Origin of the sequence: Paenibacillus sp. V4I3, from assembly GCF_030817215.1 — a bacterium.
Taxonomy (GTDB): domain Bacteria; phylum Bacillota; class Bacilli; order Paenibacillales; family NBRC-103111; genus Paenibacillus_E.
Map to the genome: position 1 here is coordinate 427,903 of NZ_JAUSZA010000001.1, position 22,064 is coordinate 449,966.

Here is a 22,064-nt window from a genome sequence, read left to right on the forward strand (position 1 = left end):
TACATAGAATGCGAATTGGTGGCTCAGGAGGTTAGATCAAGAGTTAAGATCAGCTGCCATCTGATTTAGTAGACTCCTCATACCAAGGATTCAAATGAACCAGCACCTCATCCACATCACTATGCTCTTCTTTGATTTTTTTCTTAATAAGGCGACTAATGTCATGGCCTTCTTGAATGGTCAATTTGCCCGAAACAGCAAGTCTGGCGTCAACTAGTATGTAATGACCGTGCTCGCGGGCGCGTAAGCGGTCGATCCGTTTGACCTCCGGGACAGATCGGATCAATGCCGCGTATTGTTCAATGTACGCCGTACTCACACTGCGCTCCATGAGAATGTCGAAAGATTCGCTTCCCATTTCGTACGCCAATTTCAGCACTAAAAACGAGACAATGATACCAGCTACTGGGTCGCCATAAGCCAATATGCTATAGCCGTAGTGATCCCCGATTAAGGCCAAACCAATACCGACCGAAGCCGCAATCGAAGCATATACATCGGCCAAATGATCATACGCTGTGGCTATTAATCCTTTGCTGTTGACCCTATGGCCTATACGTTTCGTGTAGACATAAAGAATTTGCTTCCAAACTAGCGAGATGATCGCCGCGATAAATGCAATCATATGCGCCTCTCCCGCTGGCTCAAGTAACGCATGAATAGAGTGGTAGCCCATGTAAATGGCTGCTCCACCTAGGATGATAGCGACTATAAAGGCTCCGAGTACCTCGGCTTTGCCATGCCCGTAAGGATGATCAACATCCGCTGGTTTGGAGGAAACGCGCATCGAGCTATAAGCAGTTGCGGTCGCAATGACATCTCCCGCGTTATGGATGCCGTCGGCGATAAGCACTTGGCTTTTGAAATTGAGGCCGACGATGATTTTGATGGCGGTCAGCACGATATTACTGGCAAGACTGATCCAGATCGCCAGCATCGAGGCTGTCTTATTCATCACTTGCCACTCCCTTTCCCTCTTCTAGTATGACCTCCTAGAAGCAAAGCATCCTCATCCTGACGACGGATGACGGGTAGGGCTGCGGCTTCGCGCCAGCACGAAGCCGCATAACAGGACGATGCGCTAGCACAGCATCGTTCCCATACGACGCGCCGCCTCCACAATGAGCGGCGCCTGCTCTTGCATCAGCTCCAGCGTAAGCCGGTTCGCTGGACCAGAGACCGCAAGGGCGGCGACAAGCCGGCCCCCGCGATCCAGAACTGGTGCAGACACAGCCGCCGCACCGGGTTCGCGCTCTTCGACGCTCGTGGCGAAGCCCGCGCGTCGGGTGTCGCTGAGCTGCTGCAGGAACGCAGTCTGATCTAGCCCGGTCGGCCAATCGGCCGAGGCTAGCAGCTGCTCCTGCAGCGCTGGCTCAGCGAAGGCGACGAGCACCTTGCTCGAGGCGCCGACGTACAAGGGCATTCGCGCCCCCACTGGGGCAACGCGGCGAATGGCGTGGTTGCTCTGTACGGCTTGGACGCGTACGCGTTCTAGGCCGTCCTGCACGTACAGCGAGATCGTCTCGCCGAGTTGATCTCGCAGCCGTTCCATTTCCGGCAGCAGAATGACGCCAGGGTCTCCCTCTTTGGAGAGGTTAGCGGACAACTCCCATAGCCGATAACCGAGTCTGTATTTATCTGTCGAGCCATCCCGCATGATGAAGCCTTTGCCTTCTAGGGATGCCAGAAGTCGGTGCACCGTGCTTTTGTGAAGCTGGGCACGACTTGCTATTTCGGTCAGCGTCAATTCCGACGCCCCTGTGAAACAAAGCATAATATCTAAAGCGCGCTCTACAGCACGCACCGTCAGCTTGCCATCTTCCATCGCTTTACACCACTTCCATCCGTGTGAAAAAGTTTCACTATATGAAACTCAGTTATCTTCAGTATAACGAAACTCCTTTAACCCGTAAAGAAGAGACTTTGGTCAAGACCAAAGATCCCTATAGAGGAAAGACTTTGGTCTTGACCAAAGATCCCTATATATAGTCAAACATCTGTTTTCTCATTGTTACAGGACGATTACAAAGGGCTTACAATTAGCGCAACCTCATTGACTTGAAAGCGCATTCAGAATAATATTAAGTTAATAGAATACTTATCTGAATATTTAAATAATTTATTCTCCCTTAAACCTCTAACCCGCAGAAGCATAATCTCACTAATTTATATGGAGGGAGGGTACTACGATGTCAACAACATCTCTATCCCCTGGAACTGGTTCACTACAACCCACACTGGAGCAAGTGGTCACCCGACCGCTTTTGCGCAAAAAAAGGCTGGTTTTCACCATCCTCATTTCATTCCTAATCCTATGCACTTCTTTACTTCTTGGTTTTCACGCCTATATTGCTTGGACACTGGCTCGGCCGCATATTGACCCGCTTCATTCGGATCCGATGAGGGCCGTTGGTCTACCTTACAACAGTGTGACCTTCCCAAGTCTGAATGGCACGTCAAACCTAGACGGTTGGTTCATACCTGGCAAATCCGACAAGACCGTCATCTTCTCCCATGGTTACGGCGGCAATCGTGAAGAACTTTGGGTTCCCATTTACAACTTAGCCCGCGAACTTCATTTGCAAAACTACAATGTACTCATGTTCGACTATGGCTATGTGCACCCTAACAGTAAACGAATTATGACCGGCGGCATTCAAGAATCGCAAGAATTGCTTGGCGCCATCCATTATATCAAGCAGATATCCACCGGTCCTATCTATATTTGGGGCTTCTCTATGGGAGCAGGAACAGCACTACAGACTGCTCTTCAAAGTGGCAACGATATTTCGGGGATGATTCTGGACAGCACTTTTTTGCTCAATCCAGACACACTCTATCATAATATGAAGCAAGTCGTTAACGTGCCTAAATTTCCATCTCTACCGCTTGTACGCTTATTCTTCCCTCTGCTCAATGGAGTAAGCTTGCAAGAAGTGCCTTACAACAAAGTAACCTCAACCGCTTATCCGATGCCGATTTTCTTCATCCATGGTACGGAAGATTACAAAGCACCTTATGGCATGGTAGAGGATATGTTCAAGCAGCAAAAAGACTCCGAATCCAAGCTGTGGATTATCCCTAAAGCGCAGCATGAGCTGCTGTACCGAGCAGAGCCGAAAACGTATATGCGCCGAACGATGAATTTCCTCAACAGTATTACGACTACTCCTATGCAAGCTAACCTTGGTATTCCCTCCTCCCTATAAAATCGGCCCCTCGTGGGCCGATATTTTTTTGCCTATACCGCTTGTTCCTGCCGAAAGTTTCCAACCCTCCTGCGACACTCCGCTTTAACGATCTAAATCATCACCATTTTGTCCATTTACCCTCTTCTTGCGTTGACACTCACATTTTAACTTTATCGCATCATCAAAAAAAGAAGCCCTATTTATTGGACCTCTTTCCGCTTCTTCGTTTTGACTCCAAACACCTCCAATAGTACCGGACTAGCTACTCAAGCATCTAAAGCACCAAGAAGTCCTTTTCGGACTTCTCAGCAATACCTTGCTACTTTTTCGGCGATGAGAAGTCCATTTCGGCTCTCTCAGCATTCATTTGTCGGTTAACAAGCATCCTTCACGCACCAAGAAGTCCTTTTCGGACTTCTCAGCAACACTTTGCTACTTATCGGCGATGAGAAGTCCATTTCGGCTCTCTCAGCATTCATTTGTCGGTTAACCAGCATCCTTCACGACCGAGAAGTCCTTTTCGTACTTCTCAGCAACACTTGGCTACTTTTTCGGCGATGAGAAGTCCATTTCGGCTCTCTCAGCATTCATTTGTCGGTTAACCAGCATCCTTCACGCACCAAGAAGTCCTTTTCGTACTTCTCAGCAACACTTGGCTACTTTTTCGGCGATGAGAAGTCCATTTCGGCTCTCTCAGCATTCTTCTGTGGTTAATCAGTCACTTTTTACAACAACTTGGGGTCTGCATCGTTATACCGACTAATCCATCTCGTAAATCGAGCCGGATTTGCTAGCGAACAATTCGGCGTAGACTTTCTCCGCGTAGGCGTCAGTCATACCGGAAATGTAATCCGCAACGAAACGCGGCCAGCTCCAGGTGGCATTACGACGCTCGTAGCTATCGATCCAGTCGGGAGGCATAATCCATTGCCCCTTTTCCTTGTCGATGAAGCTGTCCCACAGGCGCTCGACGATGATTTCGCTGCGTTTTTGCAGGCGCAGAACGCGGAAGTCTTTGATCAGCGTGACCCATGCCAGTTTCTTGAGAATTTCCATCGTGCGCAGCAGATTCATATCCTCAGCTCCGTCTTTTACGAGCGCAACCTTTTTCCAGCCTCGGTCAGGGTCATCCAGAATGTCCAGACTACTCGCGAAAGAGCTCACCCAGCGGGCTTTCATCTCTCTGCGCGTACGTGATTCCTCCCCATTGCACTCTGAGAAAATTTGCTCCCACTGCTCCAGGTAGTCCGACAGAACTTGCCTGACCATTTGCTCGATATTGACTTGCTCCCAGCCGAATTTATGCTTATTGGGATCATTTAATATTTCCATGACCACATGGCGAATCAGTCTTTGATCTTCAAAAAAGGTTGCGTTCATTTGAATTTTGCCAGCACGAATACCATCTTCTATATCATGGGTGGAGTACGCGATATCGTCGCATAAATCCATCATTTGTGCTTCCAAGGTCGAACAGCCTTCCGGCATGTTCCATTGCGATCGAAGATCATGAATGATTTCCCACTCCGAGGCATAAACACCCTTAAGTCGGCCTTCCTCCTCGATCAAAAATGGATACTTATTTATACCAAGAAGTACCGCGGCTGTAAGATCCAGGCCGCTTTCACTGCCTGCTCTTTTTTCGAGAAACATCAGGATACGAAAATTTTGGGCGTTGCCCTCATATTTTAAGCCATAATCCCTCATCAGAATATGATTCAGAACCTCTTCCCCTTTATGCCCAAAAGGCGGGTGACCGAAGTCGTGAGCAATCGACGCACACTCGACGACAGTAGGATCAATAATCAAGCCAGGATGCTCTCTTTTACTCAAAAAAGGATTTGTCCGTTCTAACCGCTTCGCCACTTCTCTGGCGATTTGGGCAACTTCGAGCGAATGGGTTAGACGTGTTCGATAGTAATCACCTGATCCTGCGCCGAACACCTGCGACTTGCCCTGCAGCCGACGAAAGGTCGGAGATTGGATTAACCTCGCATAATCCCGCTCAAATTCATCCCGTTCTTCACTCAATTTAGAGGAACCGGCCTCACCTGGCCGATATTTTCGTATGTTGTTCATAAGCTTGCCTCCTCTATTGCTGTTGCCGGACGCCCGGTATAGTTCTTAGTCTCTTTGTGTCAATTAGCCACTCCGTATACCTCTTCATGTTTCCTATCAGTTTATGCTAAAGCATGTACGATAGCCACTTGAGGATATTTTATTATGTGAGAAAACCTCTCTCGAGGCCGAAAATCTTAAACTTTCTTATGTGGTAAAATAATACTATATCGTCTACCTCGCAACAAGTCATGACGCGCTTCCTGAACAAAAAAAAGGGATGCTGCACAAGACTATTGTCTCCATGCACATCCCTCGTACGCACTACTTATTTTAATAAAGACAGAAATTCGGCACGAAGTGTCGAGTCCGAGCGGAAAGAACCGCGAACTGCTGAGGTAATCGTTTGACTTCCGTATTTCTTCACGCCTCTGGAGCACATGCACATATGTTCTCCCTCAACAACAACCATGACGCCGTGCGGCTTCAGCACATCATCCAGAATGTCGGCGATTTCTGAAGTAATCCGTTCCTGCACCTGCAGCTTACGAGTTACCACATCAACCAGACGAGCAAATTTGCTAAGTCCAGCCACTTTTCCGCTAGGTAAGTAACCTACATGTACTTTCCCGAAAAAGGGCGCCATATGATGCTCACATTGACTGTAATAAATAATATCTTTAATAATAACCAGCTCTTCGTGCTGTTCATCAAAAGTTACACCCATCACATCGCGTGGATTCGCCTCATAGCCCGAAAATATTTCTTCATACATACGAGTTACACGAGCAGGTGTGTCTAATAAGCCTTCCCGATCTACATCTTCACCAATCAGCCGTAAAATCTCTCGGACATGCTGTTCAATCAGCTCCCGATTCTCAGCAACTCTTGTATTTTTGTAGTCAATAGACGCCATCTTTTTATCACTCCTCTTCCTTATCCTCTACCCCATACAAACGGTCAAAACCTTGATACTGTCGCGCAGCGCTCTGCTGTCTTTGTGCGTTTTGGTGAGCAGCATTCCACCCTGCAGAAGAGATACTATCGGGGTCGCCAGCTCCACTGGAGTTAACCCCTGCAGCAGCAGCTCGCCTCGTCTCTTACCTTCCTGTAAACAGGATTCCACCTCAGCCTCCAACTCACTGAAAAAGCGGCTTAACGGCTTACGCAGCTCCTCAGAGCTATCACTCAGCTCCAAGGCCAGATTACCGAAGAAGCAGCCTCTGCGGCATTCATGCGCCTCACAAAAGGCCAGCATGCGTTCAAACAAGGCCAGCAACACTGCTTCGGCGTTAATTGCGCATTACCCAAACTAGGCTCCATCACAGATTGCCGCATCTCCTGGACCTTGCGCTCAATAACTTTCAAACCTAGTTCATCTTCACTCTTAAAATGGTAGTAAAAATTGCTCTTGCATACTCCGCTGCTCGTCAATATATCTTCCAGACCCGTTCCTTGAAAACCATGATCGTGAAATAAATCCATGGCTGCTTCCATGATGCGGTCTTTGTTGCTAGCCATCGCTTGAGCCACCTCTGAATAGTACTGGTATGTCCTACTTTGAGCTACACTCACATTAGGAGAGACTTTGAGCTGCACTCAAAGGTCCCTATATTAGGTCCCTACATTATAAATTAGGAAGGGCTCGTGCTGTCCACCGTTCGTACGGTTAAACAGCAAAGCCCTTTTGGGGGGTTATTCTAACCCTACGTCTTATTTCCACTTTTGGTTTTTCATCATTTGCTGTGCTTTATTTAGCTGCTGCTTATTCATGTTGTAGCCCATTTGCTTGGCCATTTTTTGCAGCATTTCCGGATTGTTCTGCATGGATTCCAGCTGTCTTTTTAAATAGAATACGCCGATGAAGAACCCACCGACCAAGCCAACAATTAACGTGAGAATGGGAATCAGATAACTCCACATATTTATGCCCCCTGCATGTACAAATTGGTATCGATTGCTTGCTTTATCATATCATTTCTGTTCATCTTTTTACAAATGACTACCCCTTTATGACAGAACCTGTTCGATGAAAATGGTCGTATGCTTGGCCAGATCAATTTCTTTGATATCCAGCGCCTTGTCCATCGCATCCTGCTTCACGATTCTAACAATTGGACGGCTTGGTAGTCCTCTATGCTGTCCGACCACGACACCCGTTTCCCGATTGGACAAACGAACGGAAGCCCCCGTTGGATAGATCGAGACGATTTTCAGAAACTGGATCAAAACATCGCGATCAAGCTTGGTTTCCGCTAGCGCCATCATATGCTCGCAAGCCTCATGCGGCAGCATACGACGCCCTAAAGAGACATCAAAGAGCAGATTATCGTACATATTCGCAACGGCTGTAATTTTCGCATAAATATGAATATCTTCACTTATAAGTCCTCTTGGAACCCCTTGGCCGTTAAGCGTTTCATGATGCTGGAAGGCCACATGGGCAATGAGCAGGCTGAATTCACGCTTGTTCTTCAGAAGCTCGAAGCCGCGCCAAGTATGATGCTTCTTCATGTCGAGCGATTCATCATCGCAAACAAGCTCCACCTTACCCACATCATGCAGAAGCGCACCAATGGCGAGCTCCTTCAATTGGGTTCCATTGAATCCCATGTTAATCCCAATGAGCACGGCCATCATACAGACATTCGTTGCATGGACATACATCTCGTTATCCTGCGTACGAATATCCGTCAACTGCACGAGCACATCACGATTTTTCATGATCTCATCCAGCAGCGTGTTAATCGAAATACTCATAGCGCGCGAGTTAAATTCCTTACCCGACTTGATAGCAGCGAACGTTTGGCCCATTTGCTGCATAACGATACGTTTGGTTTCATCCGAAAGGATTTCCGGGATTTCTACATCCTCTAGGTTCGGGTCTTTGATGTAAATCATTGTGACTCCGATTCGGTTAAGCGTGTTAATCATAAACACCGTTAATTGCACATCTTCTGAGAGCAAAATAGCTCCATTGCTGGCAAATATCGTTCGGCCCAAAAATTGACCCGGCTCAACGGAATCCAAATGCACATATTTCATAGGATTCACTCCATGTTTTATTTATTAGTTATAACCGTATTCGGCTTCGTTCCAAATCGAGCAAGAGTACTTTAATTGGAAGACCTCCGCCGTAGCCAACAAGATTGCCACTAGCGCCAATGATGCGATGACAGGGGATAATGACTGGAATTGGATTTTTATTGTTAGCTCCACCAACCGCTCTAACGGCTTTCGGTGAACCTATGGCTTCTGCAATATGTTTATAGGAAACTATTTCTCCATATGGAATAGAAAGCAGTGCTGTCCAGACTTGTTTCTGAAATTCAGTTCCCTGTAAATCCAGTTCACCCTCAAAGCTTAAACGTTCTCTTCTAAAATACTGCTCCAACTGCTGCACAACCGGTTCGAGCCGTGAGGCATTGGAGAATTAACCTCCGTATAGGAAAGGACGGTCGCAGCTTGTGTCTGTTGCTGTGTCATATCTGCTCTTTCTCCCCCTTATCAGCTGTAGAATGGCTTATAACGTCGAATGCCTTCTCGATATCCTGCAGAGCAGCGGGTTCCTGCTCGGCTGCTCTGGCTTTATCGAGAGCAGCCGCCGCGTCTTCGCCGCCAATCCGCCCTAGCGCCCACGCTGCCGCAGCCCTGATCTCAGGGCGCGGATCGGTCAGCAGCAGCTCTCTTAGGACGGGTACAGCTGTCCTGTCCTTGAAATTCCCGAGGGCGATAATCGCATTGCGCTGGATCGGCTTCTTGCCTCTCCAAGACGCTGCGATGCGCCCGTACTGTTCTTTGAAATCCTTGTTCGACATGGTCAGCAAGGGGATTAATAACGGCTTGACCTTTTCAGGGTCAGGCTCTAGCTCGGGATGATGCGTCCAGTTCATCCCCTTGTTCATCGGACAGACGATCTGGCAGGTGTCACAGCCGTAGAGGCGGTTGCCGATTTTGAGCTTAAACTCATCATCGACATAGCCTTTGGTCTGCGTGATGAAGGAGATGCAGCGGCTTGAATTCAGCTGCCCTGGTCCGACCAGCGCTCCCGTAGGACAAGCATCGATACAGATCGTGCAGTCCCCGCACTGATCCATAATAGATGTATCGGATGTAAACGGTATATTCGTGATCATTTCGCCCAAATAAACCCATGATCCCCACTCGGGGGTGATGACGGCGCAATTTTTGCCAGTCCATCCGATCCCAGCCCGCTCGGCTACGGCCCGGTCGACCAGCGCACCGGTGTCGACCATGCTTTGTAGTCTTGCGTCAGGCACGCGCTGCGCGATGAAAGCCTCCAGCTTCGCGAGCCTATCGCGAAGCACATCGTGGTAATCGCTCCCCCACGAGGAGCGTGAGATAATTCCCCGATAAGCTCCTGGCTCGGATCGGGGAGGGTTTGGAAGTTTCGACGGGTACGCAACAGCGATGGAAATGATCGACTGCGGCGTGTCGAAGCTTAAGCTTGGATGTACCCGCTTCTCGATATCCGGCTCTTCGAAGCCGGATTCAAACCCCTTCTCCCTATGTCGGAGAAGGATCTCTTTCAGTTCCATGAACGGTTCAGCTGACGTGAAGCCGATCTTATCAATACCGAGGGACGACGCGGCTTCCACGATCTCTTGTTGTAGCCTGCGCCAATCCGCATCTGTTCCTGCTGCTATGGAAACCGCCAACCCTCTCACCTCTCTCTTCTTTCGCTTCCGTTACCTTTAAAGCTTCTTGGCCATCGCGAATGGCCACAGCACATATTCGGCCCTTCCTTCGATCAGGCCGATAGGAACAGCCCCGAACCTGCGGCTGTCGCCACTTGCCGCCGCATGGCGGTTATCGCCCATCACGAAGACGTGGCCTTGCCCGACGCGTGTCGGTCCAAAGTTTCCGTCCTCGATGAGCGTGTCTGTATATGGCTCCTCAATCTTGTCGCCGTTTATATAAAGAAAACCGGCTCGGCCCTGCACCTCGTCGCCTGCAATCGCGACAATCCTTTTAACCAAAAAAGGATGCGTCACAGTAACAAACTCCTCAGACTCTTTGAGAATGACAATCTCTCCGCGTTTGGGTGCTTTCAAATACGTAATAGCTTTGTTCACGAACAACCAATCCCCCTCTTGCAAGGTGGGCTGCATCGAGTGACCTCGAACCGTGGAGAGATTGAATCCGAATTGGTGTACAAGGATCACGACAAGAAGAGCTACAAGAATGGATTTCGTCCAATCCCATAGCTCATGGGTTAGGCTTCTAGCCTCATTATAGTTCTTAGGCTGAGAAGCTGCCTTATTCGATTCACTGCGTCCTACAAAGAAGCTCATTTATGCTCCTCCGTTCTTATACTTTTCCCACTGCTCGTAATAATTCATAACCATATCATCTTGAAACGGCGGCTTGTCCGCGTTCACCAGCGCGAGTAAAGCTGCAAGACCTTCCTTCACCTTCGTTTCCACAAGAGAAGAATAGTGATAATTCAGTTTATGGCGTTCATATTCATCTTGATCCACGATATGCACGGAACGATCCGGCATCCGAATAACATCAAGGTCGTAGTCAATATAAGTCAGTACTTGCTGGGTCACATACAGTGGAGATGCAACATTGCAGTAGTATCTAACACCTGTTTCTTCTATAAGCGCAACAATATTAAACCACATTTTAGGAATAAAAAAAGATACCCCTGGAATGCGGCTAACCCACTCCTTGCCGTCAGCTTCCTGAATCTTGGTCTGGCTGTTAATAAACACCATCATTTCTTGCTGCTGATGATCGGCATGAAGGATGTGATGCGGTACTCGCCAATTCGTCAGCCACATCCGGTGAAGATGTCCATCATGTTTGAAGCTTTTTATCACATACGGCGCGAAGTTATCCATGTCCAAAGCTCCTCTATTCATAGCTGCCGAAAAGTTCCCCTATTATATAGAAAAGCATATCTGACCCCCAATTGCAATGGCGGCACAGATATGCTTCCCTCGTTCCAAATCTATTCATTTCATGGACATCCGAACGATCAGTTAAACACTGACTTTCTTCACAATGCTGAGACGATGTGCGGTACGGGAAAAGTCCGATGTGCTGTAACCAGCAGACTCGTACACAGGCAGCACCATTTCATTATGGACATCCACCGTTACCATAATCTTCTTCACGTTCCGATGAAGGAACCTTTGCTTCATTGCTTCGATCAAAGCTTTACCGATACCTTTGCGTTGATACTCTGTTGCAACTGCGATCCGATAATAGTAGCCATTGTTGTTATCAATCGTACCGATAATCATGCCTACAACTTGCTCTTCTTCTTGAGCGATTAAAACAAGCTCTGTATCCCATGATAGTTGACGTGCAAAAGCTTCAATCGTTTCCTCATAGCAGGTTTCCGATAAAACATCCTGCAGAAGTGTCTTCACCGAAGAGGTATCACCAAGCTGAAATGAACGAACGTGCATACGGTTCTCTCCCAATTCCACTTTTATTTGTTAGGAATAATTTTTTGGTAAAGTAGTAAATACGACAAAAAAGTGCGGAATCCTGCTAAAAATGTGTCAAAATTCACAAAAAACTTAGTTTTTTTCGGTTTTCCTCTTGAAAGCGCTTAAATGCAAGCGTTTTCATCAAATTGTTTCAATTATTTTGCTTTTATTTTGTTCCAACATATATCACCTCATGTATAAAAATCGGGATAACGTCGGATTTTAAAGAAGGATGTGCAAAGAATGGGAGGTGAATCCATGTCAAACAAAGATGATTCCGCGGCGTCATACCCACGAAATATACGTGATTTCCAGGAGTTAAGCTCTATGAAGCCTAGTGAATGGACGGAGATCGAACTCCAATATAATCACAGAGCAATGAGTGATTTATCCCCTTGGCTCAATGAACAAGGAACCCATATCCACAGTCAAATCATCCAGGAAATTGAACGTCGCGGCGTCTGACTTAGTAAACATACATGTTGCTTTATTATCGAAATTCCTTCATAATGAAGTTGAAACTACATAATTTTAGGAGGTATTTATACAATGGCACATCAATTACCAGCTCTTCCGTACGCGAACAACGCACTTGAGCCACACATCGATGCCAAAACGATGGAAATTCACCACGATCGTCACCATAACGCCTATGTAACCAACCTGAATGCAGCTCTGGACAAACACCCTGCTCTGCATGACAAATCCTTAAACGACCTGATCGCTGACCTGAACAGCCTTCCTGAAGATATCCGTACTGCTGTTCGCAACAATGGTGGCGGACACGCGAACCACTCCCTGTTCTGGGAAACAATCGGACCAGAAGCTGGCGGAGCACCTACTGGCGCATTAGCAGCAGCTATCGAGAGCGAGCTTGGCGGCTTTGACAAGTTCAAAGCAGACTTCGCAGCAGCAGCTACAACACGTTTTGGCTCCGGCTGGGCTTTCCTAGCTGTTGACAAAGCTGGCAAATTGAAAGTGTACAGCTTGCCTAACCAAGACAGCCCGATCATGGAAGGCGAAACGCCGGTTCTTGGTCTTGATGTGTGGGAGCATGCTTACTACCTGAACTACCAAAACAAACGCCCTGATTACATCGCGGCTTTCTGGAACGTTGTGAACTGGAACGAAGTTGGCAAACGTTACGACGCTGCGAAGTAATCTCTGTGCATAGTGAAAGCGACCCCGCGGGGTCGCTTTTTTTGCATGATACGGAACACTATTAGCATAGAGTGGCCGTCATGAGTTATGGAGTTCATAGAACAAACTGGATCTCATAAGCTGTGTGGTATCTGAATTTCATTGGATAAAATCCAATGAAACACCTATTCAGACTTTAAATATCCTACTTTCATTAGCAAAAGAGGTTTATTGAGGAGCCTTGGTTTGAAGCAGCTTTAATCCCATTCCAATAAAAATAATGCCCGTTATTTTGTTTAAAACCGTGCCAATCTTTGCGCATCCTCTTACTTTTTTGGTGATGTGCGAAGAAAAATAGGCAATAAAGAGACACCATAGCAATCCAGTGAACGTAAATGTAAGCCCTAGAATGATAAATGGGATAGGACCAGAAGCCTTTTTGTCAATAAATTGCGGGAGAAAGGCAATGAAAAATAAAGAAACTTTTGGATTTGTTAGACTGGTCAAAAGCCCTTGTGTAAATATTTTGCGTATACTTTGTTTATTAGATTCAGAAGCAGCACTAAAGTTTACATTTGATTTATCAAGTAACATTCGAATTCCAAGATAAACTAAATAGATGACTCCAACTATTTTTATGATATTGAATAGGAGAAGTGACTTTGTCAGTATGATTGACAAACCAAAAGCAACTAGTAAGGTATGGATTAAAGAGCCACTAATAATGCCATAAACCGAATAAATACCCGCATTTCTCCCCTGGGAAATACTTCTTCCCACAATATACATGGTGTCTGCACCAGGCATAAGATTCAGCAGAATTCCAGTTAGCAAAAATACCTCATAATTAATGATTCCATACATAGAGACACCCCCCATTTTTTTACGATTTTATCACATTAAAGCAAGTTATATATAGAAAGATTATTTTTTCATACCACTATGGACGATTTTATTGAATCCTTTATACAAAAGACCATCCCCGCACATCACGCGCTGGAAGTTCTTTACGCAAACACTGGAAAGCTGTACGATATAGACATGGTCAAGCTGTGGCGAACAGCTGGTCGTTTAATATGGCCGAAATGAGATGAATGCCCGGTGAAAACAATCGTTTCTTTACTCCAAAATGTCCCCTTATTTCAAGAACTTTCGGAAGAAGATTTACAGGCAATTGCCCCTTTATTCACAGAAAAAAAAGCAAAAAAGGGCGGAATTCTTTTTCTCGAGGGTGATACAGGAGAAGAATTATTTCTTATTAAATCAGGTGTCGTGAAAATATATCGCTTGGATGAAGCCAAGGAAATTATTTTAGCTTTGTTTCGTGATGGGGATTTCTTTGGAGAAATGTCCTTGATAGGCAGCGGTCATACTCGGTCAGCAACCGCCGAAACGATGGAGACTTGTACTCTTTATATTCTTAAACGTACGGTATTCGCTCAGTTCATGGAGAAGAGCCCTAAGCTATGCTTAAAGCTCCTAGAAACCACGATGGGACGACTGCGTCGGGCTAATGATCAAATTTACGATCTTACGTTCTTAGGGGTTCGCTCCCGTATCATGAAGACCATTATCCGTTTATCCGAGCAGCATGGTGTACCTACACCGGAAGGTCTTCTGATTAATGTAAAACTTACACATCAGCAGCTAGCTAATATGGTTGGCACTGTGCGAGAGTCTGTAACCAAGGTGCTGCAGGAGCTCCTCGATGATGAACTTATACAGATTGATAAAAAGTTAATCACATTAAGAAATGTGGATGCCATTAAGGGTGAAATTCGATAAAAAAAGAGAAAACGGAGGAAGTTACTCCTCGTTTCTCTCCTGCCACTCTTTCATAATCCGTATAAAAACGTTTGGAAAAGCGTATTGATCGAGCTCTTCTGGGCCTACCCAGCGATAATGAAAAGGGATCCATTCTCCCCCATGACTTGGGCGGTTCGCGTTACTTAGCTTGGCACGGTATACTTTCATTTTCCAAACGATATGACTGAAAATATGTTCTGTATCCATGAACCACTCGTTCGGTTGAATACCGATTTGTTCCTGATCTACAAGGGCTTGACGGAGCTCACTCCTATTATCCTCATCCGAATTCCATCCCTCAGACTTCCAGGCCACATGCGGCAGTTCCCACATACGCGCGAGCAATCCTTCTTGCGGACGCTGCCTGATCAACCATTTCCCTTCGTTCTCACCCGTACCCTCTATCAAAGCCACTGCACGCAGTTCTGGACGCGGGGGTTTGGCTTTCTTTTTGATGGGCAGGACTTCTTCCATGCCAGCTTCACGCGCGGAGCAATGTGCCATAACAGGGCAAGTCAAACAGTGCGGCGAACGAGGCGTACATACCATAGCCCCAAGTTCCATCAATGCTTGATTGAAGTCACTTGCGGTACCTTCTAGGATGAGTTCGCGTGCCAGCTTCTCCATTTTGGTCCGTGTTGCAGGCTTCATAATATCTTCTTCAATTAGAAAATAGCGCGACAGGACTCGCATAACATTGCCATCCACGGCTGGCTCGGGCTTATTGTAGGCGATGCTGAGGATTGCTCCTGAGGTGTATGGGCCGACGCCTTTGAGCGAGGAAATCTCCTCTTTATTTTGCGGGACGATACCGTTATAACGTTCGTGAACTTCTCTGACTGCCGTTTGGAGGTTTCTTGCGCGCGAGTAATAGCCGAGCCCTTCCCAAGCTTTGAGCACGTTCTCCTCAGGCGCCGTAGCCAACGCTTCAACCGTTGGGAATTGATCGACGAAGCGATGGAAATACGGAATCACCGTATCCACCCGGGTTTGCTGCAGCATGACTTCGGAAATCCATATATAATAAGGGTTTTTGCTTCTTCGCCATGGTAAATCCCGTTTATGCGTTTGGTACCAATCCAATAGATTTCGGGAAAAATAAACCTTCTGTTCTTCGCTGTACATGAGCTCTCCTTCTCTATGGGACACGTTCCAGTTATAATGAATGAATGGACATGTTTCCATTATACGAGAAGTGTGGAACATAAAACTAGAGGTGAATGTATGCAAAACTCAAAACAAACAGATTTGGCAAATACGAATCAGCAGGACTTCGAGAATAACAAACGGCAAGACTTGGAGAATAAAAGAAAAGCCTGGATCGGTCAAGCTAACGCATTAATCCCGCTTCTGTTCATTTGGGGTGCGGAATGGATATTCAGCGCGCTTGTCGATTTTGCGATCTATTGGCGCGACTTGGATTGGTTGAAGCAAGCGGCTTTTATCACAGCGGTTGTGGCCAGCTTGGTTCAGATATGGAGCCTGCGTAAGGAATTTAGGGCTGACTCTGCTGAAGGCGCGCGTGAAAGATCAGCTGGCTCGGGTGGGCATGCAGGTGCAAGTGCTGGTGGTGAGCGCAACGGCTGGGGACATCCAGCGCTTCTAGTGCTGCCTGGAGCGATGCTCATTGCAGCCGTTGCGCTGCTCGAGGCCATTGGCGCTGTTAGCCCGCTCTTCGCACCTGTGCTGCGAGCGTTCATTCTCGCCATCGGGTTCGTGCAGGTCGGACTCCTGCTAGGTAGACCACTTGTTTACCTTGGCTTTTGGCTGTTCGCCCTGTCTGCGCTTATGGGCGTTTGGTATTTGGGTTACTCCGGTGTTGTGTTAGAAGGAATGGGTGGCATTAGCCTTATTCTAAGCGGGTATATGCTGCGTGTTTGGGGACGGTAAGTGGAATGAGGATGAGTAAGTAAGTAATGTAAGTAAGTAAGTAAGTAAGTAAGTAAGTAAGTTCATAAGTACGTACTAACATAATTTCATTGGTGGATAAGATTAGCTCGCATAGGGTACATACCTGAAACACGAAATGAGCCGGAAAGAGCAGATATGCAGAATTGCAAATAGGCAGATTTGATGTAAATAGTGCATCTACTTCTGGCAATACCTCCCGTTTCAAGAGAGATCATGCATAAAGTGCATCTAATTCGGTGGATAGCTCTCATTATCAGCTAAAACGCAGGAATTTGATGCATAAAATGCATGATAACTCCTTCAAATTAGCAAATAATCGATTATTTGCTGCACTTTTTGCATCTTTCTGGAACTCTACCGCTTGCACGCTCCGCCCCCCTCTGCCAAAACTTGCTGCTACCCAAATGGGGCTAGTGAGGGACGAGCGAAGTTCGTTTGAATTAACCCCAGCATAGGAGGAAGCTCGATATGGAACAAAGCAAAAAGGCTTGCGATCGCGCAAGCCTGAACGGACATCAGATGCCGGAGGATAAGCAATCCGGCATAACATCTAATCCGCCGCTGCACGCAGTACGGCGGTATAGACGCATGGTCGGCGCGCTCGTCATCGCGTCGATGGTTCTAGCCCTGGCCGCTTGCGGCGGTGGTGCTTCGGGTGGCAGCGCCGCCACGAAGACACCGGCAGCAACCGCGGCAGCCGAGAGCAACCCTGCGGTCGTGAAGGCGCAGGAGCTCTTCACAACGAACAAGTGCATCAGCTGCCACGGCGTTGATCTTGCTGGCAAAGTCGGCCCTAAGACGAATTTGCAAAAGGTCGGCAGCAGACTGAGCAGCGAGCAAATCGCGAACAAGATCAAGAATGGCGGAGGCGGCATGCCTGTCTATAAAACCACGATTTCCGAAGAGGAAATCGGACTTCTATCCGACTGGCTCAATTCGAAGAAGTAGTCACCGCTTTAGAGCCTCTCCACGATTGCATAGGCGGCAGCCATCGATTCCGTATGTGTAATGCTAATATGGATGCGATGGCTGCCTATTAAGCCTGCCCGCAGCAGCGCAGCCTCGTTCACAAGGCATACCGGTTTGCCAAGTTCATCTGGCAGCACCTCGACGTCTTGAAAGCCAATTTGCTTGCCAATGCCGCAGCCAATTGCTTTGACAATGGCCTCCTTAGCAGCAAAACGGCCTGAAGCAAACTCAGCAAGTCGGCCTCGCCGTCTCTGCGCCAACTCTCTCTCCTGGGGCGTCAAAATCCGCTCAAGAAACCTTTCGCCCGTAGAACCCTCTAACATTTTGCGAAGCCGTGCAATTTCAACTAAATCCGTTCCGACCCCAATAATCATAGACACCTGAGCCCCACTTTTCTTGCAACGTTGTGCGTACAATTTACATGATTCCTTGCTTGCGGTCAAGGGGGAAGGATTGGCTTGTCTATACTTGACACTTCCCCCTACGCTTACTTCAAGGTAAGTAAGTTACACTATTTTCAGTTCTTCTGCCGAGCCTCGACTAGGGTTATACTGGGAATAGATTTAAAAGCTGGGAGGCCAACATAATGAGAATCATGCCACTTGAGAAACGTGGAATATCGAACAGCAGAATCGTTTTTGGATGTATGGGAATTGGCGGGGAATGGAATTCGACTCCTTATACAAAGGAAGATTACATCATCGCAGAGAAAGCTGTAGAAGCTGCATTGTCGATAGGCATTACAATGTTCGATCATGCTGATATTTATAAAAGAGGTAAATCCGAGTCTATTTTCGGAGAAATCCTCAAAAAAAGACCCGACCTGCGCGACCAAATCATTCTTCAATCCAAATGTGGGATTCGCTTTCAGGACGATGTAAATCCACAGCGTTTTGACTTTAGCAAAGGCCACATCCTGAGTTCGGTTGATGGCATTCTTCAGCGCCTAGGCGTGGAACATTTGGACGTCCTCCTGCTTCATCGTCCAGATCCGCTCATGGAACCGGAAGAGATCGCAGAAGCGTTCAACCAATTGAGATCAGCGGGAAAAGTGCGTCATTTCGGCGTATCCAACATGACTTCCGCTCAAATGCGTTTCATTCAAAATTCACTTCCAGAGCCGCTTGTAGTTAACCAACTGGAGATGAGCTTAGCACGCTTAGACTGGGTCGAGCAAGGCATCTTGGTCAACCAAAAGGCTGGCGTAGGCATCAATTTCGCCGATGGTATTCTCGAGCATTGCCAAATGGCAGACATCCAAATTCAAGCTTGGGGACCTCTTGCTCAAGGTAAATTCTCCGGTAGAGTTGTGGAGGATGCACCTGATACGATCAAAAATACAGCTGCACTTGTACAGAAAATGGCCAATGAGAAAGAATCGACGCCAGAATCCATCGTACTGGGCTGGTTAATGAAACACCCTGCTCGTATTCAGCCGGTTATCGGCACATCTTCCGCAGAGCGCGTTCTAGCTTGTCAAGATGCTGTGCGAATTTCGGAAACTATGACTCGCGAAGAGTGGTACACTCTCCTCGAGAGCTCCCGCGGGGCGCGCATGCCATAGGTTTACTTATACTCGATAACAACCCCCGACCTCTTTGGTCGGGGGTTGTTTTATGTCTTTGCGGAGCCTTACACACCCGGAATCGGGATTCGTTTATGCTCCGTTTTCAAATATTGCTTCTCCAGCTTCTCCTGCACAGCAGCATCAATTTGCTTGCCTTCGAGGTAGTCACTGTTATCTCCGTATGTAATACCCAGCTCCTTCTCGTCCGTTTGACCGTCCCAAAGTCCGGCTGTAGGAGCTTTATCCAGCACGCTTTGCGGTACGCCAAGCTTCGAGGCAAGTGAACGCACTTGACGCTTGTTCAGCGTGCTCAGCGGCGTAATATCTACCGCACCGTCGCCATATTTAGTGAAGAAGCCTGTGATTGCTTCAGATGCATGGTCTGTCCCTACAACAATAAGGCCAAGTTCAAAAGCAAGTGCATACTGCATAACCATACGTGTCCGCGCTTTGATGTTGCCTTTGCCGCCGCGGCTTACATGCTGGTGGACGCCGATATGCTTAAGACCATACTCGACTTCAATGGCCATTTCGTCGACGGCTTCTTCAATATTATTCTCGATTTGATATTTCAAATCGAAGGCTTTGGCCACCGCGTAGCTATCTTCGATATCCACCTGCTGACCGTATGGCTGAAACACACCGACGGTTTTGTACTCTTTGCCCTTTTCGGCCGTCAGCTCGTCCGTCGCTTGCTTGCATAAACCCGTAGCTACAGCACTGTCGATGCCGCCGCTGATGGCAATCAGCAGGCCGTTTGCATTCGCACCCAGCACATAGTTTTTCAGAAAGTCCACACGTTTGCGGATTTCTTCATCCACATCAATCTCCGGCTTAACGCCGAGCTTCGCGATAATTTCCGTTTGCAAACTCATGCATCTCTCCACCTTTTCTATAGTTTGAAACCATTCATTCTTTAAGATTTAGTATAGACTTTCATTCCTGAAATTTCAAAGACAAATCCATCGGACTTGAGTCCAAAAAACAAAAGGCCACCATTGCAGCTACTGCAAGGCGGACCTTTAAACTAATACTTTATGCTATTTATTATTTGCAGAATTCATTAAAGGCTTTAATTAAGTCGCCAGCAATCATATCTGCGGAGCGGTCTTCGATTTGGTGACGTTGAATGAAGTGTGCGAGTTCACCATTCTTGAATAATGCGATGGAAGGGGATGATGGCGGGTATGGCGCCAAGAATTCACGCGCTTTCGCTGTTGCATCCTTCTCTTGTCCAGCGAACACGGTGTATGTGTACGTTGGCAGTGTATCGTTTTGAAGTGCTTTGGCTACACCTGGACGACATTGGCCGGCTGCGCAACCACAAACGGAATTGACGACTAACAGCATCGTGCCATCCTTCGATTTTTCAATCGCTTCTTCTACTTGCTCTGGTGTAAGAAGCTCTGTAATACCCAGACGAGTCAAATCTTCTCTCATCGGTTTAACCATATCTTTCATATAAGAATCAAAAGACATTGCCATATGTGCCACCCCTTAGGATTTATTAGTTACTCTCAAAACGTAATCGTTACCACTTATATTATACATCCGATAGCCGTGAAAGCAAAGTCCAATGTCCTAAATAGAAATAAAGCGAAAGCTTTTACGCTTCCGCTTCATCTTCCTTCTGCTTTATCTTTTCCTTGTACGGATCGTAGGAAACATCTTTATCCGGATGCATGAAGATACCGCTTTGCGGTACGATGCCTTTTTCAAAATATTCTCGGTTCTCGGCACTTTGGAACCCTATATCTTTAAAAGGATGAACCCACTCGTCTCCAGCCATGACCTCAGGGTCGGTCTCAGCCGTCCACTGCTCTAGCGGGGAGTTGTCCGATTCATAATCATGATCGCCGATAACGACGCCATGCTCATTCACAAAAGCTTCTCGCGGACCGCGCCCCTGCTCGAATTGAGGGAGAAATTCAATCTCGAACGGATCGAGATCGCTTTGGTTCTGGTTGCTCTGGTCCTGAGCTGATTTGGCCACCTTATTCTTGTCTGGACTCATGTGGAAGGTCGGTTTGGACCATCCAGTTTCTTATCAACAAAGCCCTCTTTCCCTGCTGGTGTTGCGGTCTTCTCGCGCTCTTGGTTTTGCTGTTCTTGCTGGATTTGCGTCTTGGAATCGTTTTGACTCATTGCACTCAGCTCCTTTCTGCTAGTATTATGTGTCAAAACGGGGAAAAGCATTCCAATGATGAGCATGAATAGAAACAATAGCTGCGCTAAGCTAAGATACAGCAGTGTCGGTTTAGCAGCATCAAAAAAGCTGGCCAGCATCCCTGCCACGCCCCCGTAAAACAGCGAATATTTGAGCAGTACGCCTTGTCCCAGCGTCCTCTTGCGCAGTTCAATAACATGCTGCCAAATAAGCAATGGCACAAGAAGCAGCGAAATATAAGCGTGATAAGGATGGAAACGAGATACCGTTCCTTCGACCCCAATGCCCCAAGGTACCGTTGTAGGCAGTCCATATGCGGGAATCAGTGCACTGAATAGGAAAACAGAAGCCGTTATTCCAATTGCGATAACATCCAGTACAAGTAAGAGTGGCGTTCGATTTTTATCAATTTGGTAGTACATGTAGATACAAGCTATCAGCACACCTAATACAATCTCCGTGCCCGAGCCAGACACCATGAGCAGCTTTAATGGATTGTTCCACAATAGGGATGGCTGCGTCACAATGACCCCTAACTTCCAGGTCAACAAAACGATAATAGCACTGTTAAAAATAAGATCCTCAATAGGCTTGGCAATCACGATTTGGGTGTCATTCAACAAACGCTGCGATACCCTCCTGATTAGCCATAATCCCAAAGCACATGCCAGCAGCAGTGCCAGTAATCTTCCTTGCAGTTGAAACGGTCCAATCTGTAACACATCAGGCATAGTTAACGCCAGCCTCTCTCTTTCGACTATCTTTATCGTAGTCAAACTAAGAGGCAT

28 protein-coding genes are annotated in these 22,064 nt (G+C 47.1%); 7 read left to right on the forward strand and 21 right to left on the reverse strand.

Features of this window, described 5'->3' with window-relative positions; translation table 11 throughout:
* Positions 1–49 precede the first annotated feature (49 nt).
* Positions 50–955: a cation diffusion facilitator family transporter gene (locus QFZ77_RS02040; protein ID WP_307435436.1), complete on the reverse strand. Its 906-nt coding sequence runs from the start codon at positions 953–955 to the stop codon at positions 50–52.
* Positions 956–1,081: 126 nt separating this feature from the next.
* Entirely contained in the window at positions 1,082–1,825 is a 744-nt protein-coding gene (locus QFZ77_RS02045; protein ID WP_307435439.1) for an IclR family transcriptional regulator, read from the reverse strand.
* A gap of 364 nt (positions 1,826–2,189) precedes the next feature.
* On the opposite strand from QFZ77_RS02045, the gene QFZ77_RS02050 reads away from it, so the two are divergent.
* Positions 2,190–3,209, forward strand: coding sequence for an alpha/beta hydrolase (locus tag QFZ77_RS02050; RefSeq protein ID WP_307435443.1), 1,020 nt, complete (start codon positions 2,190–2,192; stop codon positions 3,207–3,209).
* 741 nt (positions 3,210–3,950) lie between these two features.
* On the opposite strand, the gene QFZ77_RS02055 is transcribed toward QFZ77_RS02050, so the two are convergent.
* From QFZ77_RS02055 to QFZ77_RS02110, 12 genes are all read right to left on the reverse strand, one after another.
* Positions 3,951–5,270 carry a deoxyguanosinetriphosphate triphosphohydrolase family protein gene (locus QFZ77_RS02055; RefSeq protein WP_307435446.1) on the reverse strand — a complete coding sequence of 440 codons (1,320 nt, stop codon included), beginning with the start codon at positions 5,268–5,270 and terminating at the stop codon, positions 3,951–3,953.
* A 307-nt stretch (positions 5,271–5,577) separates the two neighbouring features.
* Positions 5,578–6,165 carry a GTP cyclohydrolase I FolE gene (folE, locus tag QFZ77_RS02060; protein ID WP_171694148.1) on the reverse strand — a complete coding sequence of 196 codons (588 nt, stop codon included), beginning with the start codon at positions 6,163–6,165 and terminating at the stop codon, positions 5,578–5,580.
* Between the two features lie 27 nt (positions 6,166–6,192).
* Positions 6,193–6,507, reverse strand: coding sequence for a TetR family transcriptional regulator C-terminal domain-containing protein (locus QFZ77_RS02065; RefSeq protein WP_307449181.1), 315 nt, complete (start codon positions 6,505–6,507; stop codon positions 6,193–6,195).
* Positions 6,438–6,770, reverse strand: a complete 333-nt coding sequence (locus tag QFZ77_RS02070) for a TetR/AcrR family transcriptional regulator (RefSeq protein WP_307435463.1) — start codon at positions 6,768–6,770, stop codon at positions 6,438–6,440. Before QFZ77_RS02070 ends, QFZ77_RS02065 begins: the two co-directional genes overlap by 70 nt.
* Before the next feature lie 192 nt (positions 6,771–6,962).
* On the reverse strand, positions 6,963–7,172 hold the full coding sequence (locus tag QFZ77_RS02075; protein ID WP_036632513.1) for a YneF family protein: 210 nt from the start codon (positions 7,170–7,172) through the stop codon (positions 6,963–6,965).
* An 87-nt stretch (positions 7,173–7,259) separates the two neighbouring features.
* Entirely contained in the window at positions 7,260–8,294 is a 1,035-nt protein-coding gene (locus QFZ77_RS02080) for an HD-GYP domain-containing protein (RefSeq protein WP_307435468.1), read from the reverse strand.
* Positions 8,295–8,322: 28 nt separating this feature from the next.
* Positions 8,323–8,643, reverse strand: coding sequence for a methylated-DNA--[protein]-cysteine S-methyltransferase (locus QFZ77_RS02085; protein WP_307435472.1), 321 nt, complete (start codon positions 8,641–8,643; stop codon positions 8,323–8,325).
* Positions 8,613–8,735 carry a hypothetical protein gene (locus QFZ77_RS02090; RefSeq protein ID WP_307435475.1) on the reverse strand — a complete coding sequence of 41 codons (123 nt, stop codon included), beginning with the start codon at positions 8,733–8,735 and terminating at the stop codon, positions 8,613–8,615. Before QFZ77_RS02090 ends, QFZ77_RS02085 begins: the two co-directional genes overlap by 31 nt.
* Positions 8,732–9,928: a tRNA epoxyqueuosine(34) reductase QueG gene (queG, locus tag QFZ77_RS02095; RefSeq protein ID WP_307435477.1), complete on the reverse strand. Its 1,197-nt coding sequence runs from the start codon at positions 9,926–9,928 to the stop codon at positions 8,732–8,734. Before queG ends, QFZ77_RS02090 begins: the two co-directional genes overlap by 4 nt.
* 36 nt (positions 9,929–9,964) lie before the next feature.
* The gene (gene lepB / locus QFZ77_RS02100; RefSeq protein WP_307435479.1) at positions 9,965–10,564 is read right to left on the reverse strand and encodes a signal peptidase I; all 600 of its coding nucleotides are present in this window, start codon (positions 10,562–10,564) and stop codon (positions 9,965–9,967) included.
* Complete coding sequence (locus tag QFZ77_RS02105) at positions 10,565–11,119, reverse strand: DUF402 domain-containing protein (RefSeq protein WP_307435482.1); 555 nt, start codon at positions 11,117–11,119, stop codon at positions 10,565–10,567.
* A 141-nt stretch (positions 11,120–11,260) separates the two neighbouring features.
* A complete protein-coding gene (locus tag QFZ77_RS02110) occupies positions 11,261–11,692 on the reverse strand; it encodes a GNAT family N-acetyltransferase (RefSeq protein ID WP_057303466.1) in 432 nt (143 codons plus the stop codon).
* A gap of 282 nt (positions 11,693–11,974) precedes the next feature.
* On the opposite strand from QFZ77_RS02110, the gene QFZ77_RS02115 reads away from it, so the two are divergent.
* Positions 11,975–12,181 carry a hypothetical protein gene (locus tag QFZ77_RS02115; RefSeq protein WP_047687546.1) on the forward strand — a complete coding sequence of 69 codons (207 nt, stop codon included), beginning with the start codon at positions 11,975–11,977 and terminating at the stop codon, positions 12,179–12,181.
* Positions 12,182–12,265: 84 nt separating this feature from the next.
* Positions 12,266–12,877: a superoxide dismutase gene (locus QFZ77_RS02120; RefSeq protein ID WP_029194504.1), complete on the forward strand. Its 612-nt coding sequence runs from the start codon at positions 12,266–12,268 to the stop codon at positions 12,875–12,877.
* Between the two features lie 207 nt (positions 12,878–13,084).
* Here the strand turns inward: QFZ77_RS02120 and QFZ77_RS02125 are convergent, their stop codons facing one another.
* Positions 13,085–13,720 carry a LysE family translocator gene (locus QFZ77_RS02125; RefSeq protein ID WP_307435490.1) on the reverse strand — a complete coding sequence of 212 codons (636 nt, stop codon included), beginning with the start codon at positions 13,718–13,720 and terminating at the stop codon, positions 13,085–13,087.
* Positions 13,721–13,957: 237 nt separating this feature from the next.
* Between QFZ77_RS02125 and QFZ77_RS02130 the strand changes: the two genes are divergently transcribed.
* A complete protein-coding gene (locus tag QFZ77_RS02130; RefSeq protein WP_307435493.1) occupies positions 13,958–14,641 on the forward strand; it encodes a Crp/Fnr family transcriptional regulator in 684 nt (227 codons plus the stop codon).
* 21 nt (positions 14,642–14,662) lie between these two features.
* Here QFZ77_RS02130 and mutY read toward each other — a convergent pair whose 3' ends face one another.
* Positions 14,663–15,787, reverse strand: coding sequence for an A/G-specific adenine glycosylase (mutY, locus tag QFZ77_RS02135; RefSeq protein WP_307435496.1), 1,125 nt, complete (start codon positions 15,785–15,787; stop codon positions 14,663–14,665).
* 99 nt (positions 15,788–15,886) lie between these two features.
* On the opposite strand from mutY, the gene QFZ77_RS02140 reads away from it, so the two are divergent.
* The gene (locus QFZ77_RS02140; protein ID WP_307435499.1) at positions 15,887–16,552 is read left to right on the forward strand and encodes a hypothetical protein; all 666 of its coding nucleotides are present in this window, start codon (positions 15,887–15,889) and stop codon (positions 16,550–16,552) included.
* A 489-nt stretch (positions 16,553–17,041) separates the two neighbouring features.
* Positions 17,042–17,521, forward strand: a complete 480-nt coding sequence (locus tag QFZ77_RS02145; RefSeq protein WP_307435502.1) for a c-type cytochrome — start codon at positions 17,042–17,044, stop codon at positions 17,519–17,521.
* An 8-nt stretch (positions 17,522–17,529) separates the two neighbouring features.
* On the opposite strand, the gene acpS is transcribed toward QFZ77_RS02145, so the two are convergent.
* The gene (acpS, locus tag QFZ77_RS02150) at positions 17,530–17,916 is read right to left on the reverse strand and encodes a holo-ACP synthase (protein ID WP_307449184.1); all 387 of its coding nucleotides are present in this window, start codon (positions 17,914–17,916) and stop codon (positions 17,530–17,532) included.
* Positions 17,917–18,128: 212 nt separating this feature from the next.
* Between acpS and QFZ77_RS02155 the strand changes: the two genes are divergently transcribed.
* The gene (locus QFZ77_RS02155) at positions 18,129–19,106 is read left to right on the forward strand and encodes an aldo/keto reductase (protein WP_307435504.1); all 978 of its coding nucleotides are present in this window, start codon (positions 18,129–18,131) and stop codon (positions 19,104–19,106) included.
* A gap of 68 nt (positions 19,107–19,174) precedes the next feature.
* On the opposite strand, the gene nadE is transcribed toward QFZ77_RS02155, so the two are convergent.
* The 4 genes from nadE to QFZ77_RS02175 form a co-directional block, all read right to left on the reverse strand.
* Positions 19,175–19,984: an ammonia-dependent NAD(+) synthetase gene (nadE, locus tag QFZ77_RS02160; protein ID WP_307435508.1), complete on the reverse strand. Its 810-nt coding sequence runs from the start codon at positions 19,982–19,984 to the stop codon at positions 19,175–19,177.
* A gap of 172 nt (positions 19,985–20,156) precedes the next feature.
* Positions 20,157–20,594 carry a BrxA/BrxB family bacilliredoxin gene (locus QFZ77_RS02165; RefSeq protein WP_307435511.1) on the reverse strand — a complete coding sequence of 146 codons (438 nt, stop codon included), beginning with the start codon at positions 20,592–20,594 and terminating at the stop codon, positions 20,157–20,159.
* Positions 20,595–20,715: 121 nt separating this feature from the next.
* Positions 20,716–21,123 carry a DUF3905 domain-containing protein gene (locus tag QFZ77_RS02170; RefSeq protein ID WP_307435514.1) on the reverse strand — a complete coding sequence of 136 codons (408 nt, stop codon included), beginning with the start codon at positions 21,121–21,123 and terminating at the stop codon, positions 20,716–20,718.
* On the reverse strand, positions 21,120–22,007 hold the full coding sequence (locus QFZ77_RS02175) for a prolipoprotein diacylglyceryl transferase family protein (RefSeq protein WP_307435517.1): 888 nt from the start codon (positions 22,005–22,007) through the stop codon (positions 21,120–21,122). The genes QFZ77_RS02170 and QFZ77_RS02175 overlap by 4 nt, the downstream gene beginning before the upstream one ends.
* Between the last annotated feature and the right edge of the window lie 57 nt (positions 22,008–22,064).

Coding starts and splice junctions, on each gene's coding strand:
- QFZ77_RS02120 (WP_029194504.1), top strand. CDS start 12,266: ATGGCACATCAATTACCAGCTCTTCCGTACGCGAACAACGCACTTGAG.
- QFZ77_RS02070 (WP_307435463.1), bottom strand. CDS start 6,770: ATGGCTAGCAACAAAGACCGCATCATGGAAGCAGCCATGGATTTATTT.
- nadE (WP_307435508.1), bottom strand. CDS start 19,984: ATGAGTTTGCAAACGGAAATTATCGCGAAGCTCGGCGTTAAGCCGGAG.
- QFZ77_RS02175 (WP_307435517.1), bottom strand. CDS start 22,007: ATGCCTGATGTGTTACAGATTGGACCGTTTCAACTGCAAGGAAGATTA.
- folE (WP_171694148.1), bottom strand. CDS start 6,165: ATGGCGTCTATTGACTACAAAAATACAAGAGTTGCTGAGAATCGGGAG.
- QFZ77_RS02105 (WP_307435482.1), bottom strand. CDS start 11,119: ATGGATAACTTCGCGCCGTATGTGATAAAAAGCTTCAAACATGATGGA.
- QFZ77_RS02115 (WP_047687546.1), top strand. CDS start 11,975: ATGTCAAACAAAGATGATTCCGCGGCGTCATACCCACGAAATATACGT.
- QFZ77_RS02065 (WP_307449181.1), bottom strand. CDS start 6,507: ATGCTGGCCTTTTGTGAGGCGCATGAATGCCGCAGAGGCTGCTTCTTC.
- QFZ77_RS02165 (WP_307435511.1), bottom strand. CDS start 20,594: ATGGCAATGTCTTTTGATTCTTATATGAAAGATATGGTTAAACCGATG.
- QFZ77_RS02075 (WP_036632513.1), bottom strand. CDS start 7,172: ATGTGGAGTTATCTGATTCCCATTCTCACGTTAATTGTTGGCTTGGTC.
- QFZ77_RS02125 (WP_307435490.1), bottom strand. CDS start 13,720: ATGTATGGAATCATTAATTATGAGGTATTTTTGCTAACTGGAATTCTG.
- mutY (WP_307435496.1), bottom strand. CDS start 15,787: ATGTACAGCGAAGAACAGAAGGTTTATTTTTCCCGAAATCTATTGGAT.
- QFZ77_RS02090 (WP_307435475.1), bottom strand. CDS start 8,735: ATGACACAGCAACAGACACAAGCTGCGACCGTCCTTTCCTATACGGAG.
- QFZ77_RS02055 (WP_307435446.1), bottom strand. CDS start 5,270: ATGAACAACATACGAAAATATCGGCCAGGTGAGGCCGGTTCCTCTAAA.
- QFZ77_RS02050 (WP_307435443.1), top strand. CDS start 2,190: ATGTCAACAACATCTCTATCCCCTGGAACTGGTTCACTACAACCCACA.
- QFZ77_RS02155 (WP_307435504.1), top strand. CDS start 18,129: ATGAGAATCATGCCACTTGAGAAACGTGGAATATCGAACAGCAGAATC.
- QFZ77_RS02045 (WP_307435439.1), bottom strand. CDS start 1,825: ATGGAAGATGGCAAGCTGACGGTGCGTGCTGTAGAGCGCGCTTTAGAT.
- QFZ77_RS02110 (WP_057303466.1), bottom strand. CDS start 11,692: ATGCACGTTCGTTCATTTCAGCTTGGTGATACCTCTTCGGTGAAGACA.
- acpS (WP_307449184.1), bottom strand. CDS start 17,916: ATGATTATTGGGGTCGGAACGGATTTAGTTGAAATTGCACGGCTTCGC.
- lepB (WP_307435479.1), bottom strand. CDS start 10,564: ATGAGCTTCTTTGTAGGACGCAGTGAATCGAATAAGGCAGCTTCTCAG.
- QFZ77_RS02040 (WP_307435436.1), bottom strand. CDS start 955: ATGAATAAGACAGCCTCGATGCTGGCGATCTGGATCAGTCTTGCCAGT.
- QFZ77_RS02080 (WP_307435468.1), bottom strand. CDS start 8,294: ATGAAATATGTGCATTTGGATTCCGTTGAGCCGGGTCAATTTTTGGGC.
- QFZ77_RS02140 (WP_307435499.1), top strand. CDS start 15,887: ATGCAAAACTCAAAACAAACAGATTTGGCAAATACGAATCAGCAGGAC.
- QFZ77_RS02170 (WP_307435514.1), bottom strand. CDS start 21,123: ATGAGTCCAGACAAGAATAAGGTGGCCAAATCAGCTCAGGACCAGAGC.
- QFZ77_RS02145 (WP_307435502.1), top strand. CDS start 17,042: ATGGAACAAAGCAAAAAGGCTTGCGATCGCGCAAGCCTGAACGGACAT.